Raw genomic sequence first — 8,198 nt, 5'->3', positions numbered from 1 at the left:
CGGCGGGGTCTGGAGATCGTCTCCTGCCCGTCGTGCGGGCGCGCGCAGGTGGACGTGTACAAGCTGGCAGAGGAGGTCACCGCGGGTCTGACCGGCATGGAGGTGCCGCTGCGGGTCGCGGTGATGGGCTGCGTGGTGAACGGTCCGGGTGAGGCGCGCGAGGCGGACCTGGGTGTGGCGTCGGGCAACGGCAAGGGGCAGATCTTCGTGAAGGGCGAGGTCATCAAGACCGTGCCGGAGTCGAAGATCGTGGAGACGCTGATCGAGGAGGCGATGAAGATCGCCGAGCAGATGGAGAAGGACGGTATCGCGTCGGGGGAGCCGGCCGTCACCGTGAGCTGAACAGCACGGAACCGAAGGGGGCCCGAGCGTGACGATTCTGGAGAACATTCGGCAACCACGTGACCTGAAGGCGCTGTCCGAGGCGGAACTCGGTGAACTGTCCCACGAGATCAGGGAGTTCCTGGTGCACGCGGTCGCCAGGACCGGAGGCCACCTCGGACCCAACCTCGGGGTGGTGGAACTCACCATCGCCCTGCACCGCGTCTTCGAGTCGCCGGTCGACCGCATCCTGTGGGACACCGGCCACCAGAGCTACGTGCACAAGCTGCTGACCGGGCGTCAGGACTTCTCCAAGCTGCGCGGCAAGGGCGGCCTGTCCGGCTACCCCTGCCGGGAGGAGTCCGAGCACGACGTCGTCGAGAACAGCCACGCCTCCACCGCGCTCGGCTGGGCCGACGGGCTCGCCAAGGCCCGCCAGGTGCGCGGGGAGCAGGGGCACGTCGTCGCGGTGATCGGCGACGGCGCGCTCACCGGCGGCATGGCGTGGGAGGCGCTCAACAACATCGCCGCCGCCAAGGACCGGCCCCTGATCGTCGTCGTCAACGACAACGAACGCTCCTACGCCCCCACCATCGGCGGACTCGCCAACCACCTCGCCGCCCTGCGCACCACCGACGGCTACGAACGCTTCCTGGCCTGGGGCAAGGACGTCCTCCAGCGCACCCCCGTGGTCGGCCCGCCCGTCTACGAGGCGCTGCACGGCGCGAAGAAGGGCTTCAAGGACGCCTTCGCCCCCCAGGGACTCTTCGAGGACCTGGGGCTGAAGTACGTCGGACCGATCGACGGCCACGACATCAAGGCCGTGGAGTCCGCGCTGCGCCGGGCCAGACGCTTCCACGGCCCGGTCCTGGTGCACTGCCTCACCGAGAAGGGCCGCGGCTACGAACCGGCCCTCGCCCACGAGGAGGACCACTTCCACACCGTCGGTGTGATGGACCCCCTCACCTGCGCGCCCCTCGCCCCCTCCGGCGGGCCGTCCTGGACCTCCGTCTTCGGTGAGGAGATCGTCAGGATCGGCGAGGAACGCGAGGACGTGGTGGCCATCACGGCCGCCATGCTCCACCCGGTCGGCCTCGGCGCCTTCGCCGAGCGCTTCCCGGACCGGGTGTGGGACGTCGGTATCGCCGAGCAGCACGCGGCCGTGTCCGCGGCCGGCCTCGCCACCGGCGGACTCCACCCGGTCGTCGCCGTCTACGCCACCTTCCTCAACCGCGCCTTCGACCAGCTCCTGATGGACGTGGCCCTGCACCGCTGCGGGGTCACCTTCGTCCTGGACCGGGCCGGCGTCACCGGTGTCGACGGGCCCTCGCACAACGGCATGTGGGACCTGTCCGTCCTCCAGGTGGTGCCCGGCCTGCGCATCGCCGCGCCCCGCGACGCCGACCAGTTGCGCGCCCAGCTGCGCGAGGCGGTCGCCGTGGACGACGCGCCGACCCTGTTGCGCTTCCCCAAGGAGTCCGCCGGCCCGGCGATCTTGGCGGTGGACCGCGTCGGCGGGCTGGACGTCCTGCACCGGGCGGACGACCCCGAGGTGCTGCTGGTGGCGGTCGGCGTGATGGCGCCGGTCTGCCTCCAGGCCGCGGACCTGCTCCAGGCGCGCGGGATCGGCTGCACCGTGGTCGATCCCCGCTGGGTCAAGCCCGTCGACCCGGCCCTCCCGCACCTGGCCGCCGACCACCGGCTGGTGGCCGTCGTGGAGGACAACAGCCGCGCCGCCGGGGTCGGTTCGGCGGTCGCGCTGGCACTGGGCGACGCCGGGATCGACGTGCCGGTACGGCGGTTCGGCATCCCGGAGGAGTTCCTCGAGCACGCCAAGCGCGGCGAGGTGCTCGCCGACATCGGTCTCACCCCGGTCGACATCGCCGGGCGCATCAGCGCGAGCCTCGCCGTCGGGGAAGAACTCGTGAAACAGCCACAGGACGCACAGGAGCACCAGGTATGACCACCGCGGAGTCCGCGTCGGAGTCGTCACTGGCCGGGACGTTCGACCTCGGCGCGCTGCTCGCCGAGCGCGGGGCCGAACGCTACGAGCTGCACAACCGCTACCTCAACCCGCAGCTCCCGCGCATGCTGCACACCATCGGCTTCGACAAGGTCTACGAGCGGGCCGAGGGCGCCCACTTCTGGGACGCCGACGGCAACGACCACCTGGACATGCTCGCCGGGTTCGGGGTGATGGGCCTCGGCCGCCATCACCCCGTGGTCCGCAAGGCGCTGCACGACGTGCTGGACCTGTCCCTGGCCGACCTCACCCGCTTCGACTGCCAGCCGCTGCCGGGCCTGCTCGCCGAGAGGCTCCTCGCCCACAGCCCCCACCTGGACCGGGTGTTCTTCGGCAACAGCGGCACGGAGGCCGTGGAGGGCGCCCTGAAGTTCGCCCGGTACGCCACCGGCCGGCCGCGCGTGCTGTACTGCGAGCACGCCTTCCACGGCCTGACCACCGGCTCCCTCTCCGTCAACGGCGAGGCCGGCTTCCGGGACGGGTTCGCCCCGCTGCTCCCCGACACGGCGGTACCGCTCGGGGACCTCGACGCCCTGGAGCGGGAGCTGCGCAGGGGCGACGTGGCCGCCCTGATCGTGGAGCCGATCCAGGGCAAGGGCGTGCTCGAGGCACCGCCCGGCTGTCTGCGGGCCGCGCAGGAGCTGCTGCACCGGCACAAGGCACTGCTGATCGTCGACGAGGTGCAGACCGGGCTCGGCCGCACCGGCGACTTCTACGCGTATCAGCACGAGGAGGGGGTGGAGCCTGACCTGGTGTGCGTCGCCAAGGCGCTGTCCGGCGGATACGTGCCGGTGGGGGCGACGCTCGGCAGGGACTGGATCTTCAAGAAGGTCTTCTCTTCGATGGACCGGGTGCTGGTGCACTCGGCCAGCTTCGGTTCCAACGCCCAGGCCATGGCCGCGGGCCTCGCGGTCCTGTCGGTCATGGAGGACGAGCAGATCGTCGCGCACGTGCGCACCACCGGCGACCTGCTGCGGACCCGGCTGGCCGCCCTGACCGACCGCTACGAGCTGCTCGCCGACGTCCGCGGCCGGGGCCTGATGATCGGCATCGAGTTCGGCCGGCCCCGCTCGCTGAAGCTGCGCTCGCGCTGGACGATGCTCCAGGCGGCCCGCAAGGGGCTGTTCGCGCAGATGGTGGTGGTGCCGCTGCTGCAGCGGCACCGTATCCTCACTCAGGTCTCCGGCGACCATCTGGAGGTGATCAAACTGATCCCTCCGCTGATCATCGACGAGGACGACGTGAACCGGTTCGTGGACGCCTTCACCGCGGTGATGGACGACGCCCACGAGGGCGGGCTCATCTGGGACTTCGGCAAGACCCTGGTGAAGCAGGCGGTCGCCAACCGCTGACCGCGCGGTCGCACCTCGCCGGCCGCGGCGAGCGCACGGAACCTCACCGGCTTTGCCTCAGAGGCAAGGAAATTGCCTCAGGGGCAAGGTCGGGTGCTCAATAGAGGTATGAGCTCCTCCGAGACCGAACCACGGGACGAGCCTGCCGAGGCGCTCCCCGCGGTCGCTCCGCAGCTGCGCGCCCTGCGCCGGCGGTCCTCCCTGACACTGGAGGCCGCCGCCCGGCAGGCGGGCCTGTCGCCCGCCCACCTCTCCCGGCTGGAGACCGGGCAGCGCCAGCCCTCGCTGCCCATGCTGCTCTCCCTGGCCCGGATCTACGGCACGACCGTCTCCGAGCTGCTCGGGGAGTCGGCCGCCGACCGGGACGCCGTGGTGCGCGCCGCGGACATGGAATCCACGGCGGCCGGCGGCTGGACGTACTGGCAGGCCGGTGCCGCCGCGCGCGGCATGCAGGCCCTGCGGGTCCAGGTGCCGCACGGCTCCCAGGGTGACATCGTGCGCGTCCACCCCGGTGAGGAGTGGCTGTACGTCCTCAAGGGGCGGCTGCGGCTGCGCCTCGGTGACACCCTGCACCGGCTCGGTCCGGGCGACAGCGCGCACTTCGACTCGCTGACCCCGCACCGCATCGCCGCCCAGGACCCCGACGGGGTCGAGCTGCTGTTCGTCCACACCCTGCTGCAGAGTCCCACGGCCACCCTGTGCCTGGGCCCGACCCATGGAGAGACACCGTGACCGGCAAAGACATGGAAGAGAAGTTCCCGAGGGCCCTGTGGGTGAGGCTGTTCGTCTACGTCGTGGTCGGGCACCTCTTCGCGGCCTTCATCTACTTCCTCTTCGAGATGGCCCCGAAGAAGTAAGTGAGCGTGCCGCGGCAGAGGCACACGGACGTCAGTCGAGCAGGCGCTCGCGCAGCCGCTCCCTGTGGGCCGGCGTGAGGCCGAGCCCCTGCTCCAGGTACGGATCCACCCCTCCCCAGGTCTCCTCGATCGTCTCCAAGGCCGCCGCCAGATACTCCTCGCGCGCGTCGAAGAGCGGGCTGAGCAGCTCCATCACCTCGGGGGAGTAGGTGTCGGGGGAGCTGCCGCTGCGGCGCACCTTGTACCGGCGGTGCTTGGCGTTGGACTTCAGGTAGTCCTCGACGATCGCGTCCCGCTCCACGCCCACGGCGAGGAGTGTCACCGCGATCGAGAGTCCCGCGCGGTCCTTGCCGGCCGCGCAGTGCATCAGCGCGGGCACGCTGTCCTCGGCGAGCGCGCTCAGCACCTGGGAGTGCTCGCCGGTACGCGCCTTGATGGTGGTGCGGTAGGAGTTGATCATCCGGTCGGCGGCCTGGCCGCCGGAGAGAATCGCGCGCAGTTGGTCGATGTCGCCGTCGCGCACCATCTTCCAGAACTCCGCGCCGTCGGCCGGGTCGCTGAGCGGCAGGTTCACGTTGCGTACGCCCGGGAGCTCGACGTCCGGCCCTTCCAGCTTCTGGTCGGCCGCGTTGCGGAAGTCGAACACCGTGTGCAGGCCGAGCGAGGCGAGGAAGGCGGCGTCCTCCGTGGTGGCGTGGGCGAGGTGGCCGCTGCGGAACAGCACACCGTGCCGCACCCGCCGGCCGTCCACGGTCGGCAGTCCTCCGACGTCGCGGAAGTTGCGCACCCCGGTCAGCTGGGGCTCGGTCGACGGGATCTCCTGCGTCACGGACGGCTCCTCCCACTCGGCGCCGTCGCCGCGGCTCGTCGACGGGCACCACTCGACGATACGACATGCCTGCCAGGGGCAATGAGTTGTCCACAGGGCAGATGCGGGGCGAGCGGGGTGTGTGCGCGCTGTCTGGCTGTGAGTGATTCTGTTGGATTGTGTGCATCCGTCGAGGGGCTGCCGACAGGAAGATCCAGATGTCGCGAATGCTCCGCGTGTGCCGTCGTGCTTGCGGCGATTCATGCGTTCTGTCCGTTTGGGTCACTTAGTCATAAAGTGCCCCGATAGAAGAGGAGTTGAGGATGGGGTGCGTGAGCATCGTCATACCGGTGACCGTGTGCTGTCGCCATGCTCACGTAATCCCCCTTCATGGCAAGGGAATTCACTCTCGGGCTGCTTGTGCGGTCCACGCAGGGTGACGTCATTTTCCCCTTTCGATCACGGAAAAAGCCGGTTCGCGGGAACACGCGCTTGTTTCGCCGCGTCGCGGTCGCTTACGTTCCCAACCGATCCGGACGGACGCCTAATCCTGCCGCCGCCCGGAGCCCGCACACACTGACCCGACGCACGGCAGGAGCGGGGGACCCACAGGTACAACCGCCTGTTCCGGACCCCGGAGAACAGGCTTGGGGTACAGCCGCGCAGCGACGCGGCCGGACATCTCCAGTCCGCACCCGACAGCTCACCTCGTAGGCGCCGGAGAGGAATTCGACATGCCCGCGAAGGGTAAGCACCGCAGCACCAAGGCTCAGCGTTTCACCCGCTCCATCGCCGTCGCCGGAACCGGTGGCGCCGCACTCGCCCTGCCGCTGCTCGGCGCGACCGGCGCGCACGCGGCGACCCCGCAGTCGGCCCCCCAGAAGGCCGTTCAGTCCCTTTCCGTCTCCAGCCACCAGGCCACGGGCGACAAGGGCGACGAGGCCCGCACGTACACCGTGAAGGCCGGCGACTACCTCGCCAGGATCGCCGAGGCGGAGCACGTCGACGGCGGCTGGAAGAAGCTCTACGCGGACAACCGCGAGGCCGTGGGCGAGGACCCGTCGCTCATCCACCCGGGTCTGAAGCTCTCCCTCCAGGGTGAGGCCGCCAAGAGCGCCCCCCAGCAGTCGACTTCGCCGCAGGAGTCGAAGCCGGCCGCGCCCAAGGCCGCGAAGCCCGCCGCGCCCAAGGCGGAGAAGCCCGCCGAGAAGCCGGCGCAGAAGTCGTCCGAGGAGTCCTCCTCCGGGGCCTCCACCCAGACCACCTCCGGCTTCACCTCCCCGGTGTCCGGCGGCGGCATCGGCACCGCCTACAAGGTGGCCGGCGGCATGTGGTCCAGCGGTTACCACACCGGTGTGGACTTCAGCGTGCCGACCGGCACCTCCCTGAAGGCCGTCGGCGCCGGGACCGTCGTCTCCGCCGGCTGGGGCGGCGCGTACGGCAACCAGGTCGTCATCCAGCTGAACGACGGCCACTACGCCCAGTACGCCCACCTGTCCTCGCTGTCCGTCTCGGCGGGCCAGACGGTGAGCGCCGGCCAGCAGGTCGGTCTCTCCGGTGCGACCGGCAACGTGACCGGCCCGCACCTGCACTTCGAGATCCGCACCAGCCCGAACTACGGCTCGGACGTGGACCCGCTCTCCTACCTCCGCTCCAAGGGCGTCGCTCTCTGACCCCTCGCGGCACCCTTCCTGACACGCACGCCGAAGGCCGACCCCGATCCACGGGGCCGGTCTTCGGCGTATTCCGGGCTTGGTCAACATTTGGGGAGTGGCTTATCTCACCGCACGTCAACCCTCCCCTACGGTCGCGTAGGTCACATCGGAAGGTGAATCATGTCCGGCTGTGGCAGACGATTCGAAGAGTGACAAGGCAAGAGTGATCGGGTCGTACGTGGCGGTGGGGGACAGCTTCACCGAGGGCGTCGGCGACCCCGGCCCCGACGGGTCGTTCGTCGGCTGGGCCGACCGGCTGGCCGTCCTGCTCGCCGACCGCAGGCCCGAGGGCGACTTCCGGTACGCCAACCTCGCCGTGCGCGGCAAGCTGCTGGACCAGATCGTGGCCGACCAGCTTCCCAGGGCGGTCGAACTCGCCCCCGACCTGGTCTCGTTCTGTGCGGGCGGCAACGACATCCTGCGCCCGGGGACCGACCCGGACGAGGTGGCCGAGCGCTTCGAGCGGGCCGTCGCCCGGCTCGCCGCGACGGCCGGCACGGTGCTGGTGACCACCGGGTTCGACACCCGTGGCGTCCCCCTGCTCAAGCATCTGCGCGGCAAGATCGCCACGTACAACGGGCACGTGCGGGCCGTCGCCGACCGCTACGGCTGCCCGGTGCTCGACCTGTGGTCCCTGCGCAGCGTGCAGGACCGCAGGGCCTGGGACGCCGACCGGCTGCACCTGTCGCCCGAGGGGCACACCCGGGTCGCGCTCCGCGCGGGCCTGGCCCTCGGCCTGACGGTCCCCGCCGACCCGGAGCAGGCCTGGCCGCCGCTGCCGCCGCGCGGCACCCTGGAGATCCGCCGGGACGACGTCCACTGGGCCCGCGAGTACCTGGTGCCCTGGATCGGTCGCCGGCTGCGCGGCGAGTCCTCGGGTGACCACGTGATCCCCAAGGGAACGCTCTCCCCGGACGACATCAGGGTACGGATCGCGGCGGTCGCCTGAGCGCCGAACGCCCCTCACGCGAGGGCCGGGTCCGGGCCCCTCCGGAACCTCCTGGACCGGACCCGGCCCCGTGGGCTCTTCCACAACCCGGCCCTGGCGTCGCGGGCGCCGCACATAATGGAATCTCCGATCGATTCCACGTGGAGGTACCGTGGCCGCTTCTCCGAACCTCG

General features: G+C 70.7%; 7 protein-coding genes, 1 pseudogene and 1 riboswitch. Of the genes and pseudogenes, 7 read left to right on the top strand and 1 reads right to left on the bottom strand.

Annotated elements, in window-relative coordinates; all coding sequences use genetic code 11:
* From B100_RS33740 to B100_RS33735, 5 genes and pseudogenes are all read left to right on the top strand, one after another.
* A pseudogene (locus B100_RS33740) lies at positions 1-342 on the top strand (flavodoxin-dependent (E)-4-hydroxy-3-methylbut-2-enyl-diphosphate synthase); the annotation flags it as partial.
* A gap of 28 nt (positions 343-370) precedes the next feature.
* Positions 371-2,284: a 1-deoxy-D-xylulose-5-phosphate synthase gene (dxs, locus tag B100_RS0107125; RefSeq protein WP_024883750.1), complete on the top strand. Its 1,914-nt coding sequence runs from the start codon at positions 371-373 to the stop codon at positions 2,282-2,284.
* Complete coding sequence (locus tag B100_RS0107120) at positions 2,281-3,696, top strand: class-III pyridoxal-phosphate-dependent aminotransferase (RefSeq protein WP_051489940.1); 1,416 nt, start codon at positions 2,281-2,283, stop codon at positions 3,694-3,696. Before dxs ends, B100_RS0107120 begins: the two co-directional genes overlap by 4 nt.
* A gap of 108 nt (positions 3,697-3,804) precedes the next feature.
* The gene (locus B100_RS0107115) at positions 3,805-4,428 is read left to right on the top strand and encodes a helix-turn-helix domain-containing protein (RefSeq protein ID WP_024883748.1); all 624 of its coding nucleotides are present in this window, start codon (positions 3,805-3,807) and stop codon (positions 4,426-4,428) included.
* On the top strand, positions 4,425-4,553 hold the full coding sequence (locus B100_RS33735; protein ID WP_078540748.1) for a DUF6126 family protein: 129 nt from the start codon (positions 4,425-4,427) through the stop codon (positions 4,551-4,553). Before B100_RS0107115 ends, B100_RS33735 begins: the two co-directional genes overlap by 4 nt.
* 31 nt (positions 4,554-4,584) lie before the next feature.
* On the opposite strand, the gene B100_RS0107105 is transcribed toward B100_RS33735, so the two are convergent.
* On the bottom strand, positions 4,585-5,382 hold the full coding sequence (locus B100_RS0107105; protein ID WP_024883747.1) for a tyrosine-protein phosphatase: 798 nt from the start codon (positions 5,380-5,382) through the stop codon (positions 4,585-4,587).
* A gap of 550 nt (positions 5,383-5,932) precedes the next feature.
* A riboswitch (cyclic di-AMP (ydaO/yuaA leader) is annotated at positions 5,933-6,091 on the top strand.
* A 4-nt stretch (positions 6,092-6,095) separates the two neighbouring features.
* On the opposite strand from B100_RS0107105, the gene B100_RS0107100 reads away from it, so the two are divergent.
* Positions 6,096-7,034 (top strand): LysM peptidoglycan-binding domain-containing M23 family metallopeptidase, encoded by a 939-nt coding sequence (locus tag B100_RS0107100; RefSeq protein ID WP_024883746.1) that lies wholly within the window; start codon positions 6,096-6,098, stop codon positions 7,032-7,034.
* A gap of 205 nt (positions 7,035-7,239) precedes the next feature.
* Complete coding sequence (locus B100_RS0107095; protein WP_024883745.1) at positions 7,240-8,025, top strand: SGNH/GDSL hydrolase family protein; 786 nt, start codon at positions 7,240-7,242, stop codon at positions 8,023-8,025.
* Positions 8,026-8,198: the final 173 nt, after the last annotated feature.

The sequence above is a fragment of the Streptomyces sp. CNH189 genome, from assembly GCF_000527195.1.
The sequence above is the reverse complement of the archived record's forward strand: the minus strand, read 5'-3'. Positions and strand labels throughout refer to the sequence as shown.

Coding starts and splice junctions, on each gene's coding strand:
- B100_RS0107120 (WP_051489940.1), top strand. CDS start 2,281: ATGACCACCGCGGAGTCCGCGTCGGAGTCGTCACTGGCCGGGACGTTC.
- B100_RS0107115 (WP_024883748.1), top strand. CDS start 3,805: ATGAGCTCCTCCGAGACCGAACCACGGGACGAGCCTGCCGAGGCGCTC.
- B100_RS0107100 (WP_024883746.1), top strand. CDS start 6,096: ATGCCCGCGAAGGGTAAGCACCGCAGCACCAAGGCTCAGCGTTTCACC.